Source organism: Terrabacter carboxydivorans (assembly GCF_039532035.1).
In the GTDB taxonomy this organism is placed as follows: domain Bacteria; phylum Actinomycetota; class Actinomycetes; order Actinomycetales; family Dermatophilaceae; genus Terrabacter; species Terrabacter carboxydivorans.
Genome location: NZ_BAAARE010000007.1, coordinates 129,675 through 154,406 on the forward strand (window position 1 = coordinate 129,675; position 24,732 = coordinate 154,406).

Annotated in this window: 22 protein-coding genes; 11 read left to right on the forward strand and 11 right to left on the reverse strand. The window is 72.8% G+C overall.

The window, feature by feature from the left end:
• Positions 1–74: 74 nt before the first annotated feature.
• Positions 75–422 carry a DUF4385 family protein gene (locus ABD297_RS09275; protein WP_344254719.1) on the forward strand — a complete coding sequence of 116 codons (348 nt, stop codon included), beginning with the start codon at positions 75–77 and terminating at the stop codon, positions 420–422.
• 4 nt (positions 423–426) lie between these two features.
• On the opposite strand, the gene ABD297_RS09280 is transcribed toward ABD297_RS09275, so the two are convergent.
• Positions 427–1,659 carry a PucR family transcriptional regulator gene (locus ABD297_RS09280; RefSeq protein WP_344254606.1) on the reverse strand — a complete coding sequence of 411 codons (1,233 nt, stop codon included), beginning with the start codon at positions 1,657–1,659 and terminating at the stop codon, positions 427–429.
• Between the two features lie 86 nt (positions 1,660–1,745).
• On the opposite strand from ABD297_RS09280, the gene ABD297_RS09285 reads away from it, so the two are divergent.
• The 4 genes from ABD297_RS09285 (at position 1,746) to ABD297_RS09300 (ending at position 6,999) form a co-directional block, all read left to right on the forward strand.
• Complete coding sequence (locus ABD297_RS09285) at positions 1,746–2,894, forward strand: ferredoxin reductase (RefSeq protein ID WP_344254607.1); 1,149 nt, start codon at positions 1,746–1,748, stop codon at positions 2,892–2,894.
• A 65-nt stretch (positions 2,895–2,959) separates the two neighbouring features.
• Complete coding sequence (locus tag ABD297_RS09290) at positions 2,960–4,123, forward strand: fatty acid desaturase family protein (RefSeq protein ID WP_344254609.1); 1,164 nt, start codon at positions 2,960–2,962, stop codon at positions 4,121–4,123.
• A 313-nt stretch (positions 4,124–4,436) separates the two neighbouring features.
• Positions 4,437–5,303, forward strand: a complete 867-nt coding sequence (locus ABD297_RS09295; RefSeq protein ID WP_344254610.1) for a phosphatase PAP2 family protein — start codon at positions 4,437–4,439, stop codon at positions 5,301–5,303.
• Between the two features lie 10 nt (positions 5,304–5,313).
• On the forward strand, positions 5,314–6,999 hold the full coding sequence (locus tag ABD297_RS09300; protein ID WP_344254611.1) for an NAD(P)/FAD-dependent oxidoreductase: 1,686 nt from the start codon (positions 5,314–5,316) through the stop codon (positions 6,997–6,999).
• A 210-nt stretch (positions 7,000–7,209) separates the two neighbouring features.
• Here ABD297_RS09300 and ABD297_RS09305 read toward each other — a convergent pair whose 3' ends face one another.
• From ABD297_RS09305 to ABD297_RS09325, 5 genes are all read right to left on the reverse strand, one after another.
• Positions 7,210–7,497: a hypothetical protein gene (locus ABD297_RS09305; protein ID WP_344254613.1), complete on the reverse strand. Its 288-nt coding sequence runs from the start codon at positions 7,495–7,497 to the stop codon at positions 7,210–7,212.
• A 133-nt stretch (positions 7,498–7,630) separates the two neighbouring features.
• Positions 7,631–8,254, reverse strand: a complete 624-nt coding sequence (locus ABD297_RS09310; RefSeq protein WP_344254614.1) for an FMN-binding negative transcriptional regulator — start codon at positions 8,252–8,254, stop codon at positions 7,631–7,633.
• A 269-nt stretch (positions 8,255–8,523) separates the two neighbouring features.
• Positions 8,524–8,793, reverse strand: coding sequence for a hypothetical protein (locus ABD297_RS09315; protein ID WP_344254615.1), 270 nt, complete (start codon positions 8,791–8,793; stop codon positions 8,524–8,526).
• Positions 8,790–9,659, reverse strand: coding sequence for a DUF4097 family beta strand repeat-containing protein (locus ABD297_RS09320; RefSeq protein WP_344254617.1), 870 nt, complete (start codon positions 9,657–9,659; stop codon positions 8,790–8,792). The genes ABD297_RS09315 and ABD297_RS09320 overlap by 4 nt, the downstream gene beginning before the upstream one ends.
• A 103-nt stretch (positions 9,660–9,762) precedes the next feature.
• Positions 9,763–10,323 carry a toxin-antitoxin system HicB family antitoxin gene (locus ABD297_RS09325; protein WP_344254618.1) on the reverse strand — a complete coding sequence of 187 codons (561 nt, stop codon included), beginning with the start codon at positions 10,321–10,323 and terminating at the stop codon, positions 9,763–9,765.
• Between the two features lie 105 nt (positions 10,324–10,428).
• Between ABD297_RS09325 and ABD297_RS09330 the strand changes: the two genes are divergently transcribed.
• Both ABD297_RS09330 and ABD297_RS09335 read left to right on the forward strand, forming a co-directional pair.
• Positions 10,429–11,745 (forward strand): MBL fold metallo-hydrolase, encoded by a 1,317-nt coding sequence (locus ABD297_RS09330; protein WP_344254619.1) that lies wholly within the window; start codon positions 10,429–10,431, stop codon positions 11,743–11,745.
• A 131-nt stretch (positions 11,746–11,876) separates the two neighbouring features.
• Positions 11,877–12,974: an MBL fold metallo-hydrolase gene (locus ABD297_RS09335; RefSeq protein ID WP_344254620.1), complete on the forward strand. Its 1,098-nt coding sequence runs from the start codon at positions 11,877–11,879 to the stop codon at positions 12,972–12,974.
• A 27-nt stretch (positions 12,975–13,001) separates the two neighbouring features.
• On the opposite strand, the gene ABD297_RS09340 is transcribed toward ABD297_RS09335, so the two are convergent.
• From ABD297_RS09340 to ABD297_RS09355, 4 genes are all read right to left on the reverse strand, one after another.
• Positions 13,002–13,562 (reverse strand): GtrA family protein, encoded by a 561-nt coding sequence (locus tag ABD297_RS09340; RefSeq protein WP_344254621.1) that lies wholly within the window; start codon positions 13,560–13,562, stop codon positions 13,002–13,004.
• A gap of 14 nt (positions 13,563–13,576) precedes the next feature.
• Positions 13,577–15,637: a glycosyltransferase family 39 protein gene (locus ABD297_RS09345; protein ID WP_344254623.1), complete on the reverse strand. Its 2,061-nt coding sequence runs from the start codon at positions 15,635–15,637 to the stop codon at positions 13,577–13,579.
• Between the two features lie 382 nt (positions 15,638–16,019).
• Entirely contained in the window at positions 16,020–17,786 is a 1,767-nt protein-coding gene (locus ABD297_RS09350; RefSeq protein ID WP_344254624.1) for a sensor histidine kinase, read from the reverse strand.
• Positions 17,764–18,501 carry a response regulator transcription factor gene (locus ABD297_RS09355; protein ID WP_344254625.1) on the reverse strand — a complete coding sequence of 246 codons (738 nt, stop codon included), beginning with the start codon at positions 18,499–18,501 and terminating at the stop codon, positions 17,764–17,766. The genes ABD297_RS09350 and ABD297_RS09355 overlap by 23 nt, the downstream gene beginning before the upstream one ends.
• 149 nt (positions 18,502–18,650) lie before the next feature.
• On the opposite strand from ABD297_RS09355, the gene ABD297_RS09360 reads away from it, so the two are divergent.
• Both ABD297_RS09360 and ABD297_RS09365 read left to right on the forward strand, forming a co-directional pair.
• Positions 18,651–19,349: a hypothetical protein gene (locus ABD297_RS09360; protein ID WP_344254626.1), complete on the forward strand. Its 699-nt coding sequence runs from the start codon at positions 18,651–18,653 to the stop codon at positions 19,347–19,349.
• Positions 19,350–19,394: 45 nt separating this feature from the next.
• Positions 19,395–19,694 (forward strand): hypothetical protein, encoded by a 300-nt coding sequence (locus tag ABD297_RS09365; RefSeq protein ID WP_344254628.1) that lies wholly within the window; start codon positions 19,395–19,397, stop codon positions 19,692–19,694.
• 18 nt (positions 19,695–19,712) lie between these two features.
• Here ABD297_RS09365 and ABD297_RS09370 read toward each other — a convergent pair whose 3' ends face one another.
• Positions 19,713–23,066: a response regulator gene (locus tag ABD297_RS09370; RefSeq protein ID WP_344254629.1), complete on the reverse strand. Its 3,354-nt coding sequence runs from the start codon at positions 23,064–23,066 to the stop codon at positions 19,713–19,715.
• 204 nt (positions 23,067–23,270) lie between these two features.
• Here ABD297_RS09370 and ABD297_RS09375 point away from each other — a divergent pair, with 204 nt between their 5' ends.
• Positions 23,271–24,020: a VIT1/CCC1 transporter family protein gene (locus tag ABD297_RS09375; protein ID WP_344254630.1), complete on the forward strand. Its 750-nt coding sequence runs from the start codon at positions 23,271–23,273 to the stop codon at positions 24,018–24,020.
• A gap of 78 nt (positions 24,021–24,098) precedes the next feature.
• On the forward strand, positions 24,099–24,620 hold the full coding sequence (locus tag ABD297_RS09380; protein ID WP_344254632.1) for a pyridoxamine 5'-phosphate oxidase family protein: 522 nt from the start codon (positions 24,099–24,101) through the stop codon (positions 24,618–24,620).
• Positions 24,621–24,732: the final 112 nt, after the last annotated feature.

Consider the following 24,732-nt stretch of genomic DNA (forward strand, 5'->3'; position numbering starts at 1 on the left):
CGCCAACTCAGCCCGGGCCGGGATCGGCGGGCCCAGGAACGTCAGACCGCCACGCCAACTCAGCCCGGGCCGGGATCGGCGGGCCCAGGAACGTCAGACCGCCACGCCAACTCAGCCCGGGCCGGGATCGGCGTGCCCAGGAACGTCAGACCGCCACGCCAACTCAGCCCGGGCGGGCTTGGCGGAAGTACACGCGCTCGCGCCGCTACGCCAACCGCGCGGGCGGCCGGAAGTACGACGGCCCGGTCCCGGAGGACCAGCGTGGGCACAGCGGGTCGCACGGGCGGCGCGAGCTGCCCCGCGGCCCGGAGGACCCCGACAAGGCCGAGTCCGCGCGGATCTTCAAGGAGGCGTGGGACGCGGTCGAGCAGGTCGCGGCCTACACCGACTGGCGGTCCGAGCACCGGTCCGCGCACGGCTGACCCGCTACCCCGGCGGGGACGTGGCCGACAGGGCGATCACGAGCTCGCGGACCACGGCCGGGTCGGCGAGCCGGTCGCCGTAGAGCTCGCGCACCTGGCCCATCCGGTAGCGCACCGTCTGGGCGTGCACGTGCAGCTCGGCGGCGACCGCGTCGCGTCGACCCTGGTGCAGCAGCCACGCCAGGAGGGTCTCGGCGAGCCGGTCCTGCGTGGCCGGCGGCAGGTCGGCGAGGGGCGCGAGCACCCGGTCGCGGAGGTCGGCGAGCGCCTCGGCGTCGGCCGTGAGCACGAGGTCGGCCAGGTGTCGCTCCGAGTCCACCGGCGCGCCGGTGCGAGACGGGCGAGCGAGGGTCGCGGTGCGAGCGGCGCGGTCGTAGGACGAGCGGGCCAGGGCCCATGGCCGGGCCGGCCCCACGACGGCGTGCCGGCCGGTGAGCACGCGCAGCAGGTGCACCCGTCCGGGACCGTCGGCGTCGGGGACGAGCAGGAGCGTCAGCGGGTGGTCGGGGTCCGCGTCGGCGATCCCCTCGAGGTCCTCGCCGACCATCAGCGTGTCGGCGCCCAGCGACGCCAGCGCGCGACGCGCCTCGGCCGCGGGCAGCAGCACGGCGGTGAGCGAGGCCGGCGGCGACCACTCGGCCCGCGCCGCGGCCGCCGTCAGCACGTCGGTGCCCGCGCCGGCGAGCAGCTGCTGGCCCAGCCGCTCGCGGTAGCGCTCGCGCACCCGCCCGCTCGTCGTCAGCTCGTCGGTGTGCCCGGCCACGCTGGCCGCCGAGAGCTCGTCGATGTAGGCGAAGAGCAGCTCGGCGAACTTCGCCATCGTCGTCGCGGGCAGGCCGGCGTCGGCCGCGGCCCGGGCCAGCTCGCGCCACGACACCCGGGCACCGACGCGGTAGGCCGCGAGCAGGCTGTCCATGGACCGGCCCCCTCGCGCCTCGCCGCGACCCAGGGCGTAGGCACCCTCGCGGGTCGGGCCGAGCGGCGTGCTCGGGTCGACGTCGCGGCCCCCGCCCGCGAGCTTGAGGAAGCCGGCGATGGCCATCTGGACGGCGCGCTGGATCGTGGCGCCCGCCGTGCCGCCGAGGGCACCGCGGTACTCGGGGACCTCGTCGACGACGGCGGCCACCGTCGTCGTGGCGATGGCGGCCAGCCGCTCACGCAGGGCGCGCAGCACCGCGTCGTCGAGCTGCAGGTCGGCGGCGCCGAGCGCCGTGGCGCTCGCAGTGTCCTTGGCCATCGACTGTTCCCTCCGAACAAGAGTTCCCCCGCACTTCACGCCGTGCGGTCAGGATCTTACCCTTGACCCTCAGTCATGCTGGAGACATGAGCCTGACCGGACTCTCGAAGATCTCGAGCCCCTCGCCCCGAGCACCCCGCCCCACCCTGCGCGGACGCCTGCTCCAGCTCGCCGAGCGCGCGACCTCCCCGCTGCTGCCCGCCGACTACCTCGACCTCTTCGACCCGCTGCGGCCCGGCGCCGACCTGCGCGGGCGCATCGTCGAGGTCCACCCCGAGACCGCCGACGCGGCCACCCTCGTCATCCGCCCCGGCGCCGACTGGGCCGGGCACGTGCCCGGGCAGTACGTCCGCATCGGCGTCGACGTCGACGGCGTGCGCCAGTGGCGGGCCTACTCCCTGACCCACGGCCCGCGCGCCGACGGCAACATCTCGATCACCGTCAAGGCCGTGCCCGACGGGCTCGTCAGCACCCACCTCGTGCGCGAGTCGCGGCCGGGCACCCTCGTGCACCTCGAGCAGGCCCAGGGCGAGTTCGTGCTGCCGACCGACGGGGGCAAGTTCCTCTTCGTCACCGCGGGGTCCGGCGTCACGCCCGTCATCGGGATGCTGCGCAACCTCTTCCCCGTCGCGGACTCGGGCGTCGTGCGCCTGCCCCGCGCGGCGGCATACGACATCGTGGTCGTGCACGTCGCGCCCAGCGAGCCTCACTCGATCTTCATCGACAACCTCCGCGCGCTCGACGGCGCGGGACTCATCCGGCTCGTCGCGCGCTACGACGACGAGCACGGGGTGCTCGACGTCGCCGACCTCGAGACGCTCGTGCCCGACCTGCACGACCGGCAGACCCTCGCCTGCGGTCCCGGCGGGCTGCTCGACGCCCTCCAGACCCACCACGACGCCCGCGGGCTCTCGCTGCTCACCGAGCAGTTCCGCGCCAGCACGCTCGTCGTCGGCGAGGGCGGCACCGTGGACTTCACCGGCTCGGGCACCACCGTCGAGGCCGACGGCGCGACCCCCATCCTCGACGCCGCCGAGGCAGCCGGCGTGCTCATGCCGTCCGGGTGCCGCATGGGCATCTGCTTCGGCTGTGTCCTGCCCCTGCGCGAGGGCGCCGTCCGCGACCTGCGCACCGGCGAGGTGACCACCGCGACGCCCGGCGAGACCGAGGGCCGGGGCGTCCCCGTCCAGACCTGCATCTCCGCCGCCGCCGGCGCCTGCGTCATCGACCACTGAGCGCCCGGCCGCACCACCCCCACCCGACCCACAGACCCACCCGACCCCGGACCAGAGGAGTCACCATGACCGTCCTGCAGAAGAAGGCCCACAACCCCATCGGGCACCTCAGCCCCGAGGACATCGAGCAGATCGGCGTCGAGCTCGACGCGATCCGCCAGTCCGTCATCGACACCCGCGGCGCCGACGACGCGGCCTACATCCGCAAGGTCATCGCGACCCAGCGCAAGCTCGAGCTCGGCTCTCGCGCAGTGCTGCTCGTCTCCATGTTCCCGCCGGCCTGGGTCGTCGGGACGGCCGGCCTCGCCGTCGCCAAGATCATCGAGAACATGGAGATCGGCCACAACGTCATGCACGGCCAGTGGGACTGGATGCGTGACCCGAAGATCCACTCGACGACGTGGGAGTGGGACAACGCCAGCCCGTCGGAGCAGTGGAAGCACTCGCACAACGAGCTGCACCACACGTACACGAACGTCATCGGCAAGGACAACGACCTCGGCTACGGCATCATGCGCGTCGACGAGGACCAGCGCTGGGTGCCGCTCTACGCCGCGCAGCCGCTGTGGAACTTCGTCAACGCCTGCTTCTTCGAGTACGGCATCGCCGCCTACGACCTCGAGCTCGGCAAGAACCTCGCCACCAAGGAGCGCCGCCAGGACCCCGACTTCCGCGCGCGGGCCAAGGTGACGCTGAAGAAGATCCGCAACCAGATGACGAAGGACTACGTCATCCACCCGCTGCTGTCGGGCCCGTCCTTCCTCAGCACGCTCGGCGCCAATGCCACGGCCAACCTCATCCGCAACCTCTGGACCCACTCGGTCATCATGTGCGGCCACTTCCCCGAGGGCGTCGAGACCTTCGAGCGCCGCTCGATCGTCGGCGAGACGCGCGGCGAGTGGTACCTCCGCCAGATGCTCGGCTCGGCCAACATCAGCGGCAGCAAGGCCATGCATTTCATGACCGGCAACCTCAGCTTCCAGATCGAGCACCACCTCTTCCCCGACCTGCCGAGCAACCGCTACCAGCAGATCGCGCCGCAGGTGCAGGACCTCTTCCGCCGCTACGGCCTGACCTACACGACGGGCTCGCTGCCCCGCCAGGTCGCCTCGGCCTGGAAGAAGGTCTTCCGCCTGTCGCTGCCCAACGGTGCGCTCCGTCGCGGTCGGGGTGCCACGGTCACCGACCTTCCGGCCGGCGCGCCGGCTCGCGAGCACGCCGCGGCCTGAGGCTCGTCACCCTCCCCGGAAAGTTCCTCGCTCGACGCGGCAGAAACCGTGTCATGAAACGAGCGCCCGTTCGTCTACAGGTTGAAAGGGACGCCCTCGGGCGTCCTGGCAACAGCCCGGGTGTTCGTGGAGGGGCGCCCAGGGTTGGCCCGTCGGGGACGGGCAGCACCGAACAGAGCCCCCGCTCGCCCACCTGAGCGGGGGCTCTGTGCTGCCCCCTCGGCCGCCCGATCGCGTATGCCGTGTGGCGGCGGCCCGAGCGTGTTCGCCGGGTCGCGCCGTCGCTGCGGGTCACTGCGGGTAAGGATGGGTCATGCCAGACTCCACGCGCTCGCGCACACCGGACGACACGATCGGCGCCCGGGACCTCACGACCTGGCACACCCGGTTCGGACGGTGGCTCGTCGGGCTTTTCGCCGGCGTGGCCCGCGCCTTCCGGCCGGCCGCGCGCCGGGTCGTCTCGTGGTCGTCGGCGCACCTGGCCTTCGTCGTCTTCGCCGTGGTGGCCCTCGTCGTCATGGCCGCCCTCGTCGAGGGAGTCGAGACCGTCTACGAGGGGGTCGTCGGGCGCGACGGGCTGACCGTCGTCGACCAGCCCGTCCTCGACGCCGCGATCACGCTGCGCTCCCCCGGCCTCGACGCGGCGGTGACGGCGTTCACCGACGTCGGCGGACCGGTCGGCATGCCCATCCTCGCGCTCGTGGCGGTCGCGCTCATCACGTGGCGCCGGCGACGCTGGACGCCCATCGTCCTGACCCTCATCGCCGCCGCTGGGTCGCTCGCGATGACGATCGTCGGCAAGGGTTTCGTCGACCGGGCGAGGCCGCCGGCCTCCTTGGCCGTGCCGCCGCTCGAGGTGTCCGCGTCGTTCCCCAGCGGCCACACGCTCAACGCGACGGTGCTCACCACCGTCATCGTCTACCTCGTCCTCATCGAGACCACCGCCGCCTGGCAGCGCACCCTGGCGATCACGGTCGGTGCGGTCTTCGTCCTCGCCATGGGCCTGTCCCGCGTCTTCCTCGGCCACCACTGGCTCACCGACGTCCTCGCCGGCTGGCTCATCGGGCTCGCCTGGGCGCTGGCCGTCATCACCGCGCACCGCCTGTGGCTCACCCTGCGCGAACGACCGGCGGTCGCGGACTCGCCTGACGGCATACCCCAGGAGGGCGCAGCCTCCTAGGATCGATCGGGTGAAGCCGGCGATCATCCTCGTGTCCGAGACCCGCTCCGACGAGCTGCTCGACGAGTTCGGGCGCTACGCCCGCGACTACGACCTGCCGACGGCGACGTCGGCCCGCGAGGCCAAGCAGGAGGCGAAGCGCGTCGTCGCCGAGGGCGGCCAGGTCGCGATGTTCGTCACCGAGTCGCGCCTGCCCGACGCGGAGGTCTTCGAGGCCTTCCACTGGTGGCGCGCGACGGTGCCCACGGCCCGTCGGGTCATCGCCGCTCACGTGTCGACGTTCCGCGAGGACGCCGAGAGCCTGCGGGGCGGCATGGCCAAGGGGAAGTACGACGCCTACCTCCTCGCGCCGCGCGGTGCTCGCGACGAGGAGTTCCACACGGCCATCTGCGAGCTGCTGTCCGACTGGGGCTCGACCGTCGCCGAGCCCGAGGTCGTCGCCGTCGCGATCGTCTCGCCCGTCGAGGACGCGCTGACGCTGAGCATCCGCGACTACCTCGACCGAATGGGCCTGCCCAACCGCGTCTACCCACCCGACAGCGACAAGGGCCGGCACGTCCTCGAGCTCCTCGCTGCCGAGGGCGCCGAGCCGGAGTTCCCGGTCTTCATGGACCTCAACCAGCGCGTCGGCAGCGCACGGAGCGTGCGCGACGTCGCCTCGGCCATCTACGGACGACCGGCGGACGTCGACATCGACCGGGTCGTGGACGTCGCCATCGTTGGCGCCGGCCCCGCAGGTCTCGCGGCCGCGGTCTACGCCTCGTCCGAGGGCCTCAGCACCGTCGTGCTCGAGGCGGAAGCCGTTGGCGGGCAAGCGGGCACGTCGTCGATGATCCGCAACTACCTCGGCTTCCCGAGGGGCATCAGTGGTATGCGCCTGGCCCAGCGGGCGCGCAACCAGGCGATCCGCTTCGGCACCCAGTTCTTCTCCGGCTGGCCGGTCACCTCCCTCGAGCCGGGCGCGGTGGACGCCGAGGGCAACCGGGAGCCGCACCGGCTGTGCACCGACGGCGGTGACCTGCTCGCCCGTGCCGTCGTCGTGTCGGCCGGCGTCAAGTACCGCCGCCTCGACGCACCCGGGATCGAGAAGCTCGTCGGGCTCGGCGTGCACTACGGCAGCGCCATGACGGCAGCCCGCGAGATGGAGGGCTACGACGTCATCGTCGTCGGCGGCGGCAACTCCGCGGGACAGGCCGCGATCCACCTCGCCCGCTTCGCCCGGTCCGTGACCATCCTCGTGCGGCGCGAGACCCTCGCCGAGACGATGTCGGACTACCTCGTCGGCGAGATCGGCTACAACCCCCGGATCACGGTGCAGGGCTGCTCGGAGGTCGTCGAGGGCGGCGCCGGCGACGACGCCCGGCTCGGCTGGGTCACCGTGCGCAACACGTCGGACGGCACGCAGGAGCGGCGCGAGTGCCGGGGGCTCTTCCTGCTCATCGGTGCGGCGCCGCACTGCGACTGGCTGCCCGACGAGGTCGTCCGCGACGCGCGCGGCTTCGTCCTGACCGGGCGGGACGTCCCGCTCGAGCTCTGGCGCGGGGGGCTGCCGCCCGAGAGCCTCGAGACGACGGTGCCGGGCGTCTTCGCGGCCGGCGACATCCGCGCCGGGTCGATGAAGCGGGTGGCTGCGGCGAGCGGCGAGGGTGCGTCGGTCGTGCCGCTGGTGCACGCCTGGCTCGACCCGTCCCGCTGACGCCACCCGCGTCCGTCACTGCCGACCGTGGCGGGTCACGGCGGTTGCCCCTGGCCTGACGTGGCCTCTCGACCGCGCCGTCAGGGCCGAACGTGGCCTCTCGACGGTCCAGAGGTGGCCGGACGTGGCCTCTCGACCGTGCCCAGGGGACCGGACGTGGCCTCTCGACGGTGCCGCCAGGGCCGGACATGGCCTCTCGACGGTGCCTGGTCAGAGGCGGATGAGCTGTCCGTCGCGGAACGAGTAGCGGTAGGCCGACGTCGTGGCGGCCGGCAGGTTGGCCGGGTGGGCGGCGTGGTTGCGGTGGGGGTGCGGGGCCGGGTCGGGGGCAGTGCGCACCGGCGTCAGGCCGCCGGCGACACCGGCCGCGTGGGCCTGGCCGGCACCGAGTGCGGCCGTGCCGACGAAGGCGACGGCAACAGCGGCACCGGCGGCGCCGAGGCCACGACGCAACGTGGAGCGGAGGGTCGAGGGTCCGGGGCGAGGTGTCGTGTCCATGGCTCCACCGTCGGGTCCGCAACTGTGGGGCATCTGTGCCCAAGGGATGCATCAGGCATGGGTCGCGGGTGGGTCTGGCGCGGGACAGGCACGGGTGGGGCCCTGCGGCAGATGCCTTGCAGGGCGGTGCTGCTCAGCCGCGAAGGGCTTGCTCCATCTCGTCAGCGACGACCTGGGCCATGGGGCCACCCTCGGCACGGAGTCCGGTGATCGCGCCCTCCCGGTCGGCGCCGGACCGGTTCTGGCTCAGCTTGGCCTTGCCCTCGACCGACTCGACGACGACCTCGATGCCGACGATCGCGCGGAGCCGTCCGCGCACGTACTTCGCCGGTGCATCGCTGACGGCCCAGGGCCTCTCTCGTCCGGACTCGTGCCGCTCGGTGAGCTGCGTGACGACGTCGAGCACCCAGTCGGGGTCGTCGTGGACCGTCACGGCACCGCGCAGCTGCACCTCGCTGTAGTTCCACGTCGGCACGACACGTCCGTGCTCGGCCTTGCTCGCGTACCACCCCGGCGAGACGTAGGCGTCGGCACCACCGACGACGACGAGCGCCGGTGACGCGGGCGCGATCCGCGTCCAGTGGTCGTTGGCGCGCGCGAGGTGCCCGACCACCCGGTCACCGTCGACGAGGACCGGCAGCAGCGTCGAGTCGGGGCGGCCGTACGGCCCGACGGTGACGAGGTGGGCAGCCGAGTGAGCGGTGAGGAAGGCCGCGACGTCGGGGTCGTCCATGACGTTGGCCTTGGGCACGTACATGGTCCGATCGTTCCACGCGGCTCGCCCCCGATCGAGCTCCTGGTCAGTGCTGTGTCCGCTTGTCACCGGTGCACCACGGACGAGGCGCCCGGCCCGCGACACGGAGCCACACCGCATACGAACCCCCCACCGCCCCGGATCCCGGTCAGTGCCGCGTCCCGTCGTCACCGGTGAACCACGGACGAGGCGCCCAACCCGCGACACGGAGCCGCATCGTGCACGAAGCCCGCCGACGGGTGTCGACGGGCTCCGTGGGGAGGGGGTGGCGGTCAGGTGTGTCGGTGCGGGGCCCGGCGGGGTGCCGCGGTCCACGGCCGGGGGCTGCCCGCGTGCGGCGCCGTCACGGGGTGGTGCGGCGGGACGACTGCCGGCTCGGCGGCGGGGTCGAGCCGCTCGGCGAGGCTGCGGAGCAGGATGGCCGCGCGGACGTGACGACGGACGCGACTCGCGTGGCGGTGGACGGGCTGCGCGTGGTGCGCCGCGGCGATGCGCTCGACGATGCGCTCGCGGGCCACCGCCTCCTGGAGTGACAGGCTCATGCGAGGCTCACCTGCGCCCGCTTGACGCGGATGTCGCCGCTGCCGGAGTGGACGGTGAGCCGCGCCTGGGCCTCGGAGTCGCCGGGGCCGGAGGTGCCCTCGAGGTCGATGTCGACGTCGCCCGTGACGGTGTTGAGGTCGAGGTAGGCCGCGACGCCGTGGGCGACCGCGATGGTGACGTCGCCGGTGCCGGTGCGGGCCCGCACGTCGCCGCCGTGGACCGCGCCGAGGTCGACGTCGCCCGTCCCGGTGGTCAGCTCGAGGTCGCCGGTCGAGGCACCGATCTGCAGGTCGCCCGAACCGGTCTTGGCCTTGACGGCCGCGTCCGAGCGGCGCAGCGAGATGTCGCCGCTGCCCGAGACGAGGTCGAGGCGTCCGCCGCCGGTGCCGACGGTGATGTCGCCGGACCCCGTCTTGGCGTCGAGGTCGCCGCTCGCGGCCTGGAGGGTGATGTCGCCGGACCCGGACTTGAGCCGGGCCGAGGCCAGCTCGTGGAAGACGAGGTCTCCCGCTCCGGTGCTGGCGCGCACCTCTCCGAGCAGCCCGGCGGCGGTGACGTCGCCGGCGCCGGTCTTGGCGTCGACCGAGCTGCCCGCGGGCAGCTCGACGTCGACGTCGACCGAGCCCTTGCTGCCGAGGGAGAAGAAGCTGTCACGCAGCTTCGGCGCGATGACGGAGACGTCGTTGCCGTGCGCCTCGACCGTGAACTTCTCGGCCATCTCGGCGCCGGACTTGCCGTGCGGGTGGAGGCGGACGGTCGTGGCCGTGCCGGTGCCGACCGTGAGGATCAGGTCGCCGACGAGGAGCTCGGCCTTGAGGTTGATGGGACCCGTCGTGTCGAAGCGGGTCTCGAGGGTGGTGCCCATGGGAAGTCCCCTTTTGCTCGTGGTGCGCTGGGTGGTGGTCGTATGCCGTGTGGCGTGCGTCGTGCAGGTGGTGGGCCATGTGGTGGACCAGGTGCCGGGTGGGTCAGCGGACCCAGCCCTGGACCCGCTTGTTGGAGGAGCGGTTGCGGCCGGGGGCGCCGGGACCGAACTGCGGTCCGGGAGGCATCGGCGGGAAGGGGGGCATCGGGCCCGGACCCGACGAGGTGGCGGCGCGGACCGCGTTGACGATCCACGTGTTGAGCGACTGGCCGCGGCCGGTGGCGAGCTCCTCGGCGCGGACCTTGAGGGCCTCGGGCAGGCGCAGGGTGATCCGGGAGGTCTCGGCACCCTCGTCGTCGGGTGACACCACGGTGGTGTCATCGGTGGTGATGGCCTGGGTGTCGTCGACGAGGGCGGAGGGGCCGCCCCCGACGACGACGAAGACGGGCTCGCGGCCCTGGAGGCGGACCTCGACGGAGGTGCCCTCGAGCTCGTTGGTGATCTCGGCCGCAGCGTGCGAGAGGGCGTCCATCAGGGCGAGACGGGCGGAGGAGTCGAGGGCGAAGCCGATCCGCTCGGCGGCCTGCTCGGTCTCCGGACCCATCGCCCTGGCCGCCTGGGCGAGATCCCGACGCAGTGCGTCGACGTACTCGGTGATGTCCATGCGCATCACTATGACACCATCATGGTGTCACGTCAACACCATGATGACGCAGACTCCGGTGCGGGTACGTTCAGCGCACCCCTCTCCCCTCGTGAAAGGTCCCCGATGCGCAGCCTCGGAACCTCCGACCGCCCCTCCGTGCGGGCCCTCTCGACCGCCATCGAGAAGGTCTCCTCGCGCACCCGCGCGCGCCAGTTCGTGCGGGTGATGAACCGGATGGGCGCCTCGCCCGCGGCGATCCTGCCCTTCGTGCAGGACTCGCCGAACTTCACGAACCGCCGCTTCGAGGGAGAGGAGCCGTCGCTGCGGCCGCGCGTGCGCGCCCAGACGAGCGCCCTCATCGCCGCGATCCGCGTCAGCGGTCGCGGACAGCCCGTCGGCACGGTGCCCGTCGTCACCGCCGAGCCCCCGCAGCAGCCTGGCGAGCTCGCGGTGACCTGGTACGGCCACGCGACGAGCGTCCTCGAGATCGACGGCGCCCGCTTCCTCATCGACCCGGTCTTCAGCGAGCGGGTCTCCCCCATCCGGCACTCCGGACCGAAGCGGATGCACCCGGTGCCCGGGTCCATCGCCGACATCCCGAGCATCGACGCCGTGCTCCTCAGCCACGACCACTACGACCACCTCGACCAGCCGTCGATCGTCCGCCTCGAGGAGACCCACCGGCCGCACTACGTCGTGCCGCTCGGCGTCAACGCTCACCTGCTCGCCTGGGGCGTCCCGGAGTCGCGCATCACCGCGCTCGACTGGCGCGGCGAGACGGAGGTCGCAGGCATCCGCCTGACCTGCACCGAGGCGAGGCACAACTCCGGTCGCGGGCTCGTCGACAGCCAGACCCTGTGGGCCGGCTGGGCCCTGCACGGCCCCCGCCACTCGGCCTACTTCGCCGGCGACTCGGGCACGTCCAAGCGGTTCGCCGCCATCGGTGCCGACCTCGGTCCCTTCGACGTGACCCTCATGCCGGTCGGTGCCTACGACTCGTTCTGGCCCGACATCCACATGGACCCCGAGCAGGCCCTGGCCGCGCACCGTGACGTCAACCGCATCGGCGACGAGGCGCACGCGCTCACCGAGGACGAGGCCGGCATCGCCGACGACTTCATCGAGGGTGACCAGCGCATCGACACCCCCGGCGGCACGCACGAGGAGGGCGAGCGCACCGAGACCACCCGCACGGTCAAGACCGCCGCCCGGCAGTCCCTGCTCGTGCCCATCCACTGGGCGACCTTCAACCTCTCGATGCACTGGTGGGCCGAGCCGGTCCGCCGCATCCGCCGGGCCGCCGTCGAGGCGCGCGTCCCCGTCGCCTTCCCGCAGGTCGGCCAGCGAGTCGACCTCACGACCGGAGACGCGACCGCCGTCGCCGCAGCGCACGCCGAGCCGTGGTGGGAGCAGTGCGCCGCCCCCGAGGACCGCGACTGACGAGCCCGTCCCGCGCCACACGGCATACGACCCCGGGAACTCGGGCGGCCGCCCCGTCGCTGGACGAGAATGACGGCAGCCCGCGCCCGCGTGGCCGCCGAGCCGTGAGGCACGACAGGCAGGAGAAGCCCGTGCAGCTCCCGATCCTCCGCCGGATGGGTGCATCGACCGCGTCCCAGCGACAGCGCGTCGCCGCGTCACCGCACTACCGCGACGGCGAGTTCCGCTCCCACGAGCCCACCCATGTGGTCGCGACGTCCGAGGCCGAGGGCCCGGGCAGCATGCTGGCCACGATGGTGCGCGAGTTCGGTCGCGGCCGACCCAAGGGCGACGTGCCCCTCGTGACGCCCCGGCATCCGCACGAGCCGTCCGACCTCGCCGTCACGTGGTACGGCCACGCGACGAGCGTCGTCGAGCTGGACGGGCGGCGCTTCCTGCTCGACCCGGTCTTCGGCAAGCGCGCCTCGCCGTCCGTCGTCGCCGGACCGAAGCGGCTGCACCCCGTGCCCGGTCGCATCGCCGAGATCCCGCACCTCGACGCCGTCGTCATCAGCCACGACCACTACGACCACCTCGACGAGCCCTCGATCCGCCAGCTCGAGCGCACCCATCAGCCGCACTACGTCGTGCCCATCGGGGTCGACGCGCACCTGCGGTCGTGGGGTGTGCCGACCGGTCGCATCACGAGCCTCGACTGGCGCGAGGAGACCGAGATCGCCGGCATCCGCCTCACCTGCACCGAGGCCCGCCACTTCTCGGGCCGCGGCTTCGTGCGCAACCAGACGCTGTGGGCGGCCTGGTCGCTGCACGGCCCGCGCCACTCGGTCTTCTTCGGCGGCGACTCGGGGCCGACCCACCGCTACGCCGACATCGGCGCCGACCTCGGCCCGTTCGACCTGACGATCATCCCGATCGGCGCCTACAGCGTGCACTGGCCCGACATCCACCTCAACCCCGAGGAGGCCATCGACGCCCACCTCGAGGTCAACAAGGGTGAGACCGACTCGGTGCTGCTGCCCATCCACTGGGCCACCTTCAACCTCGCCACGCACTGGTGGAGCGAGCCCATCCGTTGGGCCCGGCGGGCCGCCGCCGACCGTGGTGTGCGCATGGTCGCGCCCCGTGTCGGCACGCGGATCCAGCTGAGCGACAGCGACATCGACGAGGTGGTCGCCGCCCACCAGGATCCGTGGTGGGAGGCCTGCTCCGCGCCCGACGACCGCGACTGAGTCGTCGGGCGTCCCGACGGACCGCCGTCAACCCTCGCGCTGCTGCCCCTCGAGCACACCCTCGACCACGTATGCCGGGTCGTGGCGGTCCGTGGGTGCGTCCGCCGGGGCGGTGGTGCCGACGGGAGCCGCCGCGACGTCTGTCGGGGTGCGGAAGATCCACCGCTGCATGGCCACGAAGCGGGCCGCCGTCGACAGCACGTTGGCCACCGCCACGACGACCGTCTGGGTGACCGTGCCCGCGTCGGGCGCGACCGCACCGAGCACCGCGAGCGCGACGGTCGTGGCGGCATACGTGATCGCGAAGATGACGAGGGCCTGGCCGTGGTGCGAGACGAGCCGGCGGCGGCCCGAGATCCCGAAGGTCCACGCGCGGTTCAGGGCGGTGTTGAAGAGCGTCGCGAGCACCAGCGCCACCCCGTTGGCGACCTGCGAGGGGGCACCGCCCCGCACCAGGGCCGCGAAGAGGCCGAGGTGCAGGGCGGTCGAGAGCAGTCCCACGCCGGCGAAGCGGATGACCTGCTGGGAGAGACGGAGTCGTCGGGACGACAGGGGCGCACTCGTCGGCGTGGACATCGGCGTGGACATCGGCGTGGCCATCGTCACTGGAGGGGCTGCGTGAGGTCGTAGAACGTCGAGCCGTCGATCGTCACGGCGGTGAAGTTCTCCTGGACCCACGAGCTGATCTCGGACGAGGCGCTGCTGCCGCCGTTCTGGTTGCCGAACCCGCGCCCGCCGGAGGCGAAGTAGTGGATCTGGCCGTTCGCGACGTACTGCTTGAACTGCGCGAGCGTCGGGCTCGGGTCCGAGCCGTTGAAGCCGCCGATGGCCATGACGGGCAGCTGCGTGCCGAGCTGCAGGCCCGCCGCCGTCTGCGAGCCGACCGCCGCCGCCACCCAGGTGAACTTGCCGGCGTTGGCCGAGAGGGCCGACACGACCGCGGTGCTCGGGGTCGAGGCGTCGAGCAGGCCGCCCATGCCGCCGCCGGCTCCTCCGGTCTGCGGGCCACCCTGCCGGGTGGTGCCGTTGGTGCCGGTCTGGCCGGGGGTCTGTGGCGGGGTGCCGCCACCGAAGCCGCCACCCCCGGGGCCCCGGCTCGAGCCGGCGGGGCCGGCCGTCACGATCGACCCGCTGTGACCCTGGGCGGTCGTCGACACGGCATACGCCCCCGGGCCGGCGAGGCCGGCGACGAGTGCCGCCGCGAGGACGAAGGGCACGGCGCGGGCGTGCATCCAGCGGGTCGCCAGGATGAGCAGCGCGGCTGCCATGCCGACCGCGAGGACCGAGACGCGCAGCCAGTCGCCGTAGGCCGTGGTGCGCGACAGGAGGATGAAGCTCCACGTCGCCGCCGCAGCGGTGGCCGCCGCCAGGGCGATGGTCGCGACCGCGCTCGAGCGCCGCTGCCAGGCCTCGACGGCCCCCATGCCGACCAGGGCGGCGATCGCGGGGGCGAGAGCGACGGTGTAGTACTCGTGGAAGATGCCGGCCATGAACGAGAAGACGAGCATCGTCACGACGAGCCAGCCGCCCCAGACGCGGTAGGCCGCGCGGCGCAGGTCGGTGCGCGGGCGACGGCCGCGCAGCCACAGGCCGGCCGCGAGCAGGATGAGGGCGCTCGGGATGAGCCAGGAGATCTGGTCGCCGACGCTCGAGGAGAACATCCGGAACAGGCCGGTCGAGCCCCACATGCCGCCACCGGTGGCGCCCCCACCGCCCCCGCCGACCGAGCCGGTCTCGTTGCCGCTCAGGCGGCCCAGACCGTTGTAGCCGAAGGTCAGCTCGAGGAACGAGTTGGTCTGGCTGCCGCCGATGTAGGGACGGGCCGAGGCCGGCACGAGCTCGACGATCGCGACCCACCAGCCTGCCGACAGCACCATCGTGCCGACGGCCAGGAGCGAGTGGACGATCCGCTTGCGCAGCGTCGTCGGAGCCGCAATGAGGTAGGCGAGGCCGAAGAAGGGCACGACGAGCAGGACCTGCAGGGTCTTGGTGAGGAAGCCGAGGCCGATGAAGACGCCGACGATCATCATCCACTTCGGGGAGGCCTGCTCGATCGCCTTGATCGTGGCCCACGCGCCCAGCGCCATGAGGAGCGTCAGGAGGGCGTCGGGGTTGTTGAAGGTGAACATCAGGGCGGCGACGGGGGTCAGCGCGAGGACCGCGCCCGCGATGAGGCCGGCGACGGCACCGAACTGGCGCCTGACCGTCGCGTAGACGACGCCGACCGTCGCGACGCCCATGAGCGCCTGCGGCAGCAGGATCGCGAACGAGCTGAGCCCGAGGAGGCGCACCGAGAGCGCCATCACCCACAGCGAGGCCGGCGGCTTGTCGACGGTGATCGAGTTGGCGGCGTCGGAGCTGCCGTAGAAGAAGGCCTTCCAGCTGTCGCTGCCGGCCTGGACCGCGGCGGAGTAGAAGGAGTTCGCGTAGCCGCTCGACGTGAGGTTCCACGTGTAGAGCACGAGAGTCAGCAGCAGGAGCCCGAGGAGGGCGGGACGCGCCCAGGACGGGTCGGCGTCACTGCCGCGCCACAGGCGGCGGAGCCGACCCGGACGACCCGCACGGGCACTGGGCGAGAGGGTCTGGGGCCGTGCGTCTGCCGGCCCGGCGGGCGCCGACGCGGTGCCGGTCCCGCCCGTGGTGGTGAGGGTCATCGTGTCCATGCCCCTACCGTCGAGGCTGGGTCTGTGCCGTTCCTATGACATGACTTTGGTGCGCTGATGAGTGGTCACCGGCACGATCGGGGCGCGGCACGTGGGCCGCGACGACACGGCATACGACCCCGCCAACTCCGCCAGGGCCGGGTTCGCGCGCCCGCAGACGACGACGAACCACGCCGACTCCGCCCAGGCCGAGTTCGCGCGCCCGGAGACGGGGACGGAGCCCGCCAACTCCGCCGGGGCTGGATCCGCGGGCCCGCAGACGACAGACCACGCCAACTCCGCCAGGGCCGAGTCCGCGCGCCCACAGACGACCACGGACCACGCCAACTCCGCCGGGGCGGGGTCGGCGCGGTCCGGACTCGCGCACTCGTCTGGAGAAGCGTCAGGGGGCGGCGGGCAGCAGGAGGCTGAAGGTCGTGTCGCCCGGCCGGCTGTCGAGCTCGACCCGGCCGCCGTGGGCCTTGCTGACCGCAGCGACGATCGACAGGCCCAGCCCGGTGCTGCCGCCGGCGCGGACACGGGCGTCATCACCACGGGCGAAGCGCTCGAAGACGTTGGGCTGCAACGACTCCGGCACGCCGGGGCCGTTGTCGTGGACCGCGACCCGGACCCACCGGCCCTCGGGTCGCACCGAGGTCGTGACCCGGGTGCCGTCGGGGGTGTGGGTGCGCGCGTTGGCCAGCAGGTTGGCCACGACCTGGTGCAGGCGAGCCCCGTCGCCGGTCACCTCGACCGGCTCGGGCGGCAGGTCGAGGTCCCACCGGTGACCGGGCGAGGCCGCGTGGGCGTCGCTCACGGCGTTGATGACGAGCATCGACATGTCGACCGGGGCCTCCTCGAGCGGACGCCCGGCGTCGAGCCGCGCGAGCAGGAGCAGGTCCTCGACGAGGGAGCTCATCCGGTTGGCCTCGGACTCGATGCGACCCATCGCGTGGGTGACCGTCTGGGGGACGACCTCCGGCTCGCGCCGCGACAGCTCGGCGTACCCCTTGATCGAGGCGAGCGGCGTGCGCAGCTCGTGCGAGGCGTCCGCGACGAACTGTCGCACGCGCTGCTCGCTCTGGTGCCGCGAGTTGAGGGCCTCGTCGACGTGGTCGAGCATCTCGTTGAAGGCCGCGCCCACCTGGCCGACCTCCGTACGGGTGTCGGTGTCGGCGGGGTCGACGCGCTCGGCCAGGGCGACCCGCCCCGAGGCGAGCGGCGTCTGCGACACCTTGGTGGCCGTGGCGGCGACCCGTCGCAGGGGTTCGAGGTTGCGGCGCACGAGCCAGGTGCCGACGAGGGCGACGAGGATGATGCCGGCGCCGACCGTCGCGATCGCGATGACGATCATGCGCCCGACGATGACGTCCGTCGGCCCGGTCGAGATGCCGGCGACGTAGGTGCCCGTGATCTGGTCGCCGGTCTGGAGGTTGCGGATCTGACGGGTGGCCGCGACCATGCGGTAGCGACCCGTGTCGCCCCCGAGGTCGAGGGTCTTGGGGACCGACCCGAGACCGGCCGCCTTGACGATGGCGATCTGGTTGGCGCTCAGGCTGGTTCGCGCGCCTGCGCGGTAGACGTAGCCGGCGTTGCCGTTCGTCGTGAGGAAGACCTCCATCCGGTCGGCGCCGGGACCGCCGCCCGCACCTCCGTCACCGCCGTCGTCCGGGCCGCCCCGGCTCGGCCGGTTGAGCGAGTCGGACAGCTGCTGGTCGACCTGACCGATGAGGGACTGGTTGAGCGCCGTCACGGAGAAGACGGCGGTCATCATGCTGAGCACCGTGAACAGGGCCAGCATCGAGGCCACGAGCTTGGCGCGCAGCGTCCACGCCGACCAGGGCCGCACCCGCTCGCGCGCGGCGGCCCATCGCTCGCGCAGCGAGTGCTCCGACACTGACCCGCCTGCCTCGCCGGTCTCGCCGGTCTCGTCGCGCTCGCCGGTCGAGGACGTCTGGGAACCAGCCGAGCCCGATCCGCGGGAGGACTCCTGGCCCGGCCCCACGGCATACGTCGTCGGGTCGTCGCTGTCGTCGCTCTCGTTGCTGAAGCCGACACCCTCGGGGAAGAGGTCGGCGGGGCCGGAGCCGTCGTCCTCCGGGAGGTCGGCGGGGTCAGGCAGGTCGGTGTCGTCGACGCGGCCGGTGTCAGACGGCCGGCTTGAGGACATACCCAGCTCCTCGCATCGTGTGGATCATGGGCTCCCGTCCCGCGTCGATCTTCTTGCGCAGGTAGGAGATGTAGAGCTCGACGACGTTGGCCTGGCCGCCGAAGTCGTAGTTCCAGACGCGGTCGAGGATCTGCGCCTTGGACAGCACCCGCTTCGGGTTGCGCATGAGGTAGCGGAGCAGCTCGAACTCCGTTGCGGTCAGGTGGATCTCCTCGCTGCCGCGCATCACCTCGTGGCTGTCCTCGTCGAGGGTGAGGTCACCGACGACGAGCATGGAGTCCGAGGACGACACGGCGACCGTCGTGCGACGCATGAGGGCACGCACGCGGGCGACGACCTCCTCGAGCGAGAACGGCTTGGTCACGTAGTCGTCACCGCCCGCGGTCAGGCCCGACACCCGGTCCTCGACGGCGTCCTTGGCCGTGAGGAAGAGGACGGGCACGTTGCTGTTGTCGGCACGCATGCGCCGCAGCACCTCGAGCCCGTCGAAGTCGGGCAGCATCATGTCGAGCACGACCGCGTCCGGGTCGAACTCGCGAGCGGCGCGCACGGCCTCCATGCCGGTGCCGGCAGCGCGGACCTCCCAGCCCTCGTAGCGCAGCGCCATCCCGAGCAGCTCGGTGAGGTTGGCCTCGTCGTCCACGACGAGCACCCGCACCGGGGAGCCGTCGAGTCGCTGGAGTCGCGCCGCTGCGGGCTTGGTCTTCTCGCTCATGTCATCCAGTGAAACCCGTGGGACTGTGCGATGACCAGTACCTCCCTGTGCGATTCCTGTGGAGGCTCTGTCCCGGGTCGGGCCAAGTCCCAGCCACCCGATGGCTGCGCCACAGCACTCGCACAGGCAGCCGCCGGACCGTGATGGACATGAGCAACGAGTCCACGCCACAGGTTCCGGGCGAGCAGCCCCAGCCGGTGCTCCCGCAGTTCGACCCTCGTCGACCGGCCGCGGCCGACGACACGCAGCAGCTCCCGTCCGCCGCGACGAGCGAGATCCCCGTGACCCCGCCGACCACGCCGTACGCGTATGCCGCGTCGCCGAGCAAGGCGACGCCGCTCGCCGGCCCGGGCGTCCCCCTCTCACCCACCGGCCTGCCGGTCCGTGAGCCGGTGGGCCCAGGCGGCAGCGGGTCCCGGTGGACCGCGAAGAAGACGGCCGTGACCGCCGGACTCGCCCTGCTCCTCACCTCCGCCGGTGCCATCGGCGCCGCCGCGGCCCTGCCGTCCGGTTCGTCCGGGGACGACGGCGGCTTCCGCGGCCCCGGGGGCGGCCGCAACTTCCAGTTCCCCGGGGGCCAGCGTGGTCTCCAGAACCAGCAGGGCCTCCAGAACCAGCAGGGGACCAGTCCCCAGCAGCTGCCCAACCTCCAGAACGGCGCACCCGGTGGCGCCCTGGGCAACCTGGACCCGAACCAGCTGAGCCAGATGGACCCCCAGGACCTCCTTCAGCTCCTGGGACAGGACAGCCAGGGTGGGCAGGGCGGGCAGGGTTCCGACCCGTTCTCCGACGACCAGGGCCAAGGCGACCCGGGCTCGGGCACCACCGGCGGCGCCCGGACGACCTGACCGACCTGAACGGCTGGAGACCCCGGCTGGTGGCGGTTCGTGGTCGTGGGCCTCACCGGGGCGGGCTGCCAGGCGGTCGGCCGGGGCGCGTACCGGGCGGTCCTGGAGCGACTCGACCCGAGCCAGCTCGACCCGCTCGGCAGCCGGCGCCCGACCCGCGCCGACACCACCTTCGACGCGTTCGTCTGCGGCCTCCTGGCCGCGGTCGGGCTCTGGTCGGCCCTCTCCGGCTCGTGGGCGGGGTGCGTGACCGCAGCTGTCGCCGGCGGACTTGCCGTCGTCAGCGTGCGCAGACTCAAGCGGGGAGCCTGCGGCCCCTCCCGTGAGGACCCCGGCCAACGCTGACCGAGCGCGTCGCCCCGGTCAGCGGGCGGACCGGAGACGGGCCGCGTAGTCCTCGAGCGCGCTGACGGCACGGTCGACCGCGTCGCCCAGCTCCGTGACGAGAGCATCGTCCGCAAGCTGGCCCGCCGCCCCGAGTTCCTCGACCCGACGGCACACCTCGGCGAGGTCCACAGCCCCCAAGTTGGCGGCAGTTCCCTTGAGGCTGTGGGCGATCCGGCCCTGCGCCTCTGCATCGCCCGCTGCGTGCGCCTCGCCCAGGTCATCCAGGCGCTGTCGGGCGCCGGCCCCGAAACGGTCGATGAAGCGCAGCAGCATCGACGGGTCGCCGGGGTCGACGTCGAGCAGCTCCTCGAGTCGCGACCGGTCGAGCACGCTCGCGGTGTCGCGCCCGTCACCGACGTCTCGCCCGTCGCCGGCCCCGTCGCCGCCCCTGCCGCGCTGGCCGCCCTCGTCCACATCGGTGTCCACCCCGGTGTCGGCACCGGAAGCTCCGCGCGAAACCGGCACGTCCTCACCGTCGGAGGGGACCGTCGAGGTCCGCGACACCCCCTCCCCACCGGTCCATCGCCGGAGCGTGGACGCGAGGAGCGCGACGTCGATGGGCTTGGTCAGGAAGTCGTCCATGCCGGCCTGAAGGCACCGCTCCCGCTCCCCCGCGATGGCCGAGGCCGTCATGGCGATGACCGGCAGCCGGTGACCGGGCTGCTCGCGGCTGCGGATCGCCCGGGTGGCGGCGTAGCCGTCCATCTGCGGCATCTGGCAGTCCATGAGCACCGCGACGAAGTCGTCGCCGTGCGAGCGGTGCGCCTCGACGCCCTCCACGCCGTTGCCGGCGAGCACCACGGCGTAGCCGAGGCTCTCGAGCACCCCCTGCGCGACGAGCTGGTTGACCTCGTTGTCCTCGACGACGAGGACCGTGCCGAGACGCCCCTCCGTCCCGGACGGCAGCGCCACCGACCCGCCCGACCGCGTGGGATGCCCCGACCCCGCGGACCACGCAGGGTCGTTCGCGAGGGCGCGGCCGGCGACGTCGGCCATGGCGTCGAAGAGCGAGGACGGCATGAGCGGCGCCGTCAGGACGGTGTCCACGCCGGCCTCCTGGGAGCTCGCCGAGTCCGGTGGTGGCACGTGCGCGCACACCAGCACCACGCGTACGCCAGCGAAGCGTTCGTCGGAGCGGATCATGCGCGCGACCTGAAGGCCTGCGGCCCCCGAGGCTGGGTCGTCGAGCACGACGACGTCGACCGGGTGGCCACCTCGGTCGGCACGGTCGAGCTGCGCCAGGCCGTCGGCCCCGGTGGTCGCCGACGACACCCTCATCGACCACGTGCCGAGCTGCTCCTCGACGCGCAGCCGGTGTGCCGTGTCGGCACCGACGACGAGGACGCGCAGGCCCGACACGGCAGCGGCCTGCGACGCCGAACGCCCGACGGTGCGCACGGAGGCCGTCTCGAAGGCCGCGGTGAACCAGAACGTGCTGCCCTGTCCCGGCTCGCTGTCGACGCCGATCTCGCCGCCGAACGCGGTGACGATCTGACGACTGATCGCGAGGCCGAGGCCGGTGCCGCCGTACTCGCGGGTCGTCGAGGAGTCGCCCTGCGAGAACGACTCGAACAGCCGCGAGCGCACCTTCGGTGCGATCCCCGCGCCGGTGTCGGTCACCTCGACGCGGAGCACGGGTCCCTCGGCGCCCATGCGCTCGAGACCGAGGTGCACGACGACACTGCCGGCGTCGGTGAACTTCACGGCGTTCGTCGTGAGGTTGGCGATGACCTGGCCGAAGCGCACGGGGTCGCCCGACACCATGTACGGCACGTCCGCCCCGTGGGTGACCGAGAGCTCGAGCGACTTGGCGCGCGCCCGCTCGGCGAGCAGCGCGACACTGCGCTCGAGCACCGCGGCCGGGTCGAAGTCGACCGACTCGAGCTCGAGGCGACCGGCCTCGATCTTGGACAGGTCGAGGATGTCGTTGACGAGGCCGAGCAGCACCCGGCCGGCCTGGTCGATACCGTCCGAGAGCCGCCGCTGGTAGGCGGTCAGCTCGGTGCGTCCGAGCAGCTCGGCGAGCCCGATGACACCGTTGAGCGGCGTGCGGATCTCGTGGCTCATCGTGGCGAGGAACTCGGACTTGGCGCGCGAGGCCTCCATGGCCGCGTCCCGGGCCTGCGCGAGGTGCTCGGCCGTCCACTCCCGGTCGGCGACCCGCGCGAAGAGCGCGGTGGTCTGCGCGATCGTCACGGCGTCGGAGGCCACCGGCGGGTTGGCGCTGCGCATGTCGAGCACGACGACGCAGGCGACCCGATCCTCGTGGACGACCGGCACCGCCACGATCGTCGAGCCCTCCGGCGAGAGGTCCGCGACGACCGACCGGCTCGCTGCCGCGCGCGTCGCGAACTCCATCCCGGTCGCGAGCGGCAGGCTGCTCACCTCGATGTCCTCACCCGGGCGGATCGGGTCGGCCAGCCGGCCCTCGGCGTCGACCACCGAGCCGAGCACCGGCCGCCACGTCGTGTGCCGGGCCACCTCCCGGAGGATCGTAGGGATGGCCTCGTCGAGCGTCGCCGCCTCGTTGGCGGCCGTCGCCATGGCCGTCACGAGACCGAGCGCCTGCTCGGCGTCCTTCTTCTCGGTGATGTCCTGGGTCGTGCCGCCCATCCGGACCGCCCGCCCCTCGGCGTCGCGCGTGACGAGCCCCCGGCCGCGGATCCACGCGATCTCGCCGTTGCTCTGGACGACCCGGGCGTCGAACTCGAAGGAGTCCTCGGACGCGAGCGCGGCGCCGACGACCCGTGCGACGAGGGCCCGGTCATCGGCGTGGATGCGGGAGAGGAAGCCCTCGTAGGTCGGCGTGAGGTCGCTGCGGTTGAGGCCGTAGATGCGGTAGAGCTCGTCGGACCAGGACACCCGGTCGGCTTCGACGTCCCACTCCCAGCTGCCGATCATGGCGATCGACTGGGCCTCGGCGAGCTGGTCGAGCAGCTTGCGCTGGGCGCTGTGCTCGCTGACCCGGTGCATCCAGCCGCGGTGGACTCCCGCCTCGTCGACGAGCGGGGTGTGCGACACGAGCGCCCAGAAACGGTTGCCGTGGGCGTCGAGCAGGCTGCACTCGAGGTTGTCGCCCGGCTCCCCGCGGGTCGCGAGCTCCTCGAGGTGGTGGCGGAACTGCTCCTTGCCGATGTCGTCGACCGCGTCGAAGACGGAGAAGCCGACCATGTCGTCGGGGTCGCGACCGAGCAGCTCGGCCATCCGCCCGTTCGCGAAGACCGTGACCCCGTCCTCGTCGAAGACCCACAGCCCGTCGGGCGAGGCAGCGACCATCCAGCGGCAGAGGTCGCCCTCCACAGCCCCGTTCTTCCCCCGAACGCCCGACATGTCCCGATCCTTGCGCATCCGGGGCTCCCTGTGCGCGATCCTGGGAGATGTCGAGCAGGAACGCTCAGGTGAGCCTCACCTCGCGTGACAGTCCCGAGGCCGGGTGCGACGATCGAGGCTCAGCACCCGTCGAGCACCAACGAGCCCCGCCGCGCACGATCCAACGCGCAGCGGACGGCGACACCACTGATCGGAGCACCACGCATGTCCGAGGTCCGCGCCTCCGAGGAGCCGACGCCGGTCGACTCGAACCACGACCGCGACGAGCCGCACGACGCCAACGTCGGCAGCCGCCTCAACTGGTTGCGCGCCGGCGTCCTCGGCGCCAACGACGGCATCGTCTCGACCGCCGGTGTCGTCGTCGGTGTCGCCGGTGCCACCGCCGACAAGGCGGCCATCGTGCTCGCCGGCATCGCGGCCCTCTCGGCCGGTGCGATGTCGATGGCGGCCGGTGAGTACGTCTCGGTGAGCACGCAGCGCGACTCGGAGCGGGCCCTCATCGAGCTCGAGACGCGTGAGCTGCGCGAGGACCCCGACGGAGAGCTCGAGGAGCTGACCCAGATCTACGAGGCCAAGGGCATGCGACGTGAGCTCGCCGCCGAGGTGGCCCGCGAGCTGACCGCGCACGACGCGCTCGCCGCGCACGCCGAGGCCGAGCTCGGCATCGACCCCAACGACCTGACGAACCCGTGGCACGCTGCCGGCGCCTCGATGCTGGCCTTCGTCGTCGGGGCGATCCTGCCGATGCTGACCATCACCTTCAGCCCGGCCTCGATCCGCATCATCGTCACCGTCCTCAGCGTCGCCGCCGCGCTGGCCCTGACCGGGTGGGCGAGTGCCCGCCTCGGCCGCAGCCCCGCGACCCGGGCGATCGTGCGCAACGTCGGCGGCGGCCTGCTCGCCATGGGCGTCACGTATGCCATCGGCGCGCTCGTCGGGGTCAACCTGGGCTGAGCGCCCCCCAACGCCCGAGCGGCGCCGGGCGACACGGCATACGACCTCTCCGTATGCCGTGTCGGGCTAGGTTGCAGCATGCCGCTGACGAACCCCTGGCTCGCAGGTCCCACCCCCGAGCTCGACCTGCCCCGAGAGCAGCTCGAGGACCGCATCCTCAACCTGCTCTCGACCCATAACGTGGCGGTCATCGCCACCGTCTGCCGCGACGGCAGCCCGGCCGCGACGCCGGTGCGCTACTCCAGCCTCGGCTTCGAGATCTTCTACACGAGCTGGAACGACTCGGTGAAGTCCCGCAACCTGCGGCGCGACCCGCGGGTGTCCGCCGGCATCGTCGCACCACTCGTCGGGCAGGCGAGCAACCGCGGCGCCCAGCTCTTCGGCACGGCCCGCACGCTCGAGCGGGACGACCCGCTCGCCGACCGGTACTGGGAGGCCATGCGGTGGCAGTCCGACCACGTCGAGCGCGGCCGGTCCCTGCACGAGCCGCCGCGCGACCCGCTGACGGTGCTGACCCCCACCCGCATCCTCTACACCGACCACTGGCTGCCCAGGACGGGCCACCGCCCCCGGCAGACGTGGCGCCCGGCGCCCGCCTGAGCGCGCCACGCCCGCGATCGACGGGCGGTTCGGTCCATGTGCCGCCCGAGGGGCTGTAGAGTCGAGGTGTCCCACCGCCCGTCGTGGCGCACCCGCCGGTCAGGCGCTCGGG

Excerpts from the sequence above, each read along its gene's own strand:
- ABD297_RS09280 (WP_344254606.1), bottom strand. The coding sequence starts at position 1,659 with ATGGCCAAGGACACTGCGAGCGCCACGGCGCTCGGCGCCGCCGACCTG.
- ABD297_RS09285 (WP_344254607.1), top strand. The coding sequence starts at position 1,746 with ATGAGCCTGACCGGACTCTCGAAGATCTCGAGCCCCTCGCCCCGAGCA.
- ABD297_RS09290 (WP_344254609.1), top strand. The coding sequence starts at position 2,960 with ATGACCGTCCTGCAGAAGAAGGCCCACAACCCCATCGGGCACCTCAGC.
- ABD297_RS09295 (WP_344254610.1), top strand. The coding sequence starts at position 4,437 with ATGCCAGACTCCACGCGCTCGCGCACACCGGACGACACGATCGGCGCC.
- ABD297_RS09305 (WP_344254613.1), bottom strand. The coding sequence starts at position 7,497 with ATGGACACGACACCTCGCCCCGGACCCTCGACCCTCCGCTCCACGTTG.
- ABD297_RS09310 (WP_344254614.1), bottom strand. The coding sequence starts at position 8,254 with ATGTACGTGCCCAAGGCCAACGTCATGGACGACCCCGACGTCGCGGCC.
- ABD297_RS09315 (WP_344254615.1), bottom strand. The coding sequence starts at position 8,793 with ATGAGCCTGTCACTCCAGGAGGCGGTGGCCCGCGAGCGCATCGTCGAG.
- ABD297_RS09320 (WP_344254617.1), bottom strand. The coding sequence starts at position 9,659 with ATGGGCACCACCCTCGAGACCCGCTTCGACACGACGGGTCCCATCAAC.
- ABD297_RS09325 (WP_344254618.1), bottom strand. The coding sequence starts at position 10,323 with ATGGACATCACCGAGTACGTCGACGCACTGCGTCGGGATCTCGCCCAG.
- ABD297_RS09330 (WP_344254619.1), top strand. The coding sequence starts at position 10,429 with ATGCGCAGCCTCGGAACCTCCGACCGCCCCTCCGTGCGGGCCCTCTCG.
- ABD297_RS09340 (WP_344254621.1), bottom strand. The coding sequence starts at position 13,562 with ATGTCCACGCCGATGTCCACGCCGACGAGTGCGCCCCTGTCGTCCCGA.
- ABD297_RS09345 (WP_344254623.1), bottom strand. The coding sequence starts at position 15,637 with ATGGACACGATGACCCTCACCACCACGGGCGGGACCGGCACCGCGTCG.
- ABD297_RS09350 (WP_344254624.1), bottom strand. The coding sequence starts at position 17,786 with ATGTCCTCAAGCCGGCCGTCTGACACCGGCCGCGTCGACGACACCGAC.
- ABD297_RS09355 (WP_344254625.1), bottom strand. The coding sequence starts at position 18,501 with ATGAGCGAGAAGACCAAGCCCGCAGCGGCGCGACTCCAGCGACTCGAC.
- ABD297_RS09360 (WP_344254626.1), top strand. The coding sequence starts at position 18,651 with ATGAGCAACGAGTCCACGCCACAGGTTCCGGGCGAGCAGCCCCAGCCG.
- ABD297_RS09370 (WP_344254629.1), bottom strand. The coding sequence starts at position 23,066 with ATGTCGGGCGTTCGGGGGAAGAACGGGGCTGTGGAGGGCGACCTCTGC.
- ABD297_RS09375 (WP_344254630.1), top strand. The coding sequence starts at position 23,271 with ATGTCCGAGGTCCGCGCCTCCGAGGAGCCGACGCCGGTCGACTCGAAC.
- ABD297_RS09380 (WP_344254632.1), top strand. The coding sequence starts at position 24,099 with ATGCCGCTGACGAACCCCTGGCTCGCAGGTCCCACCCCCGAGCTCGAC.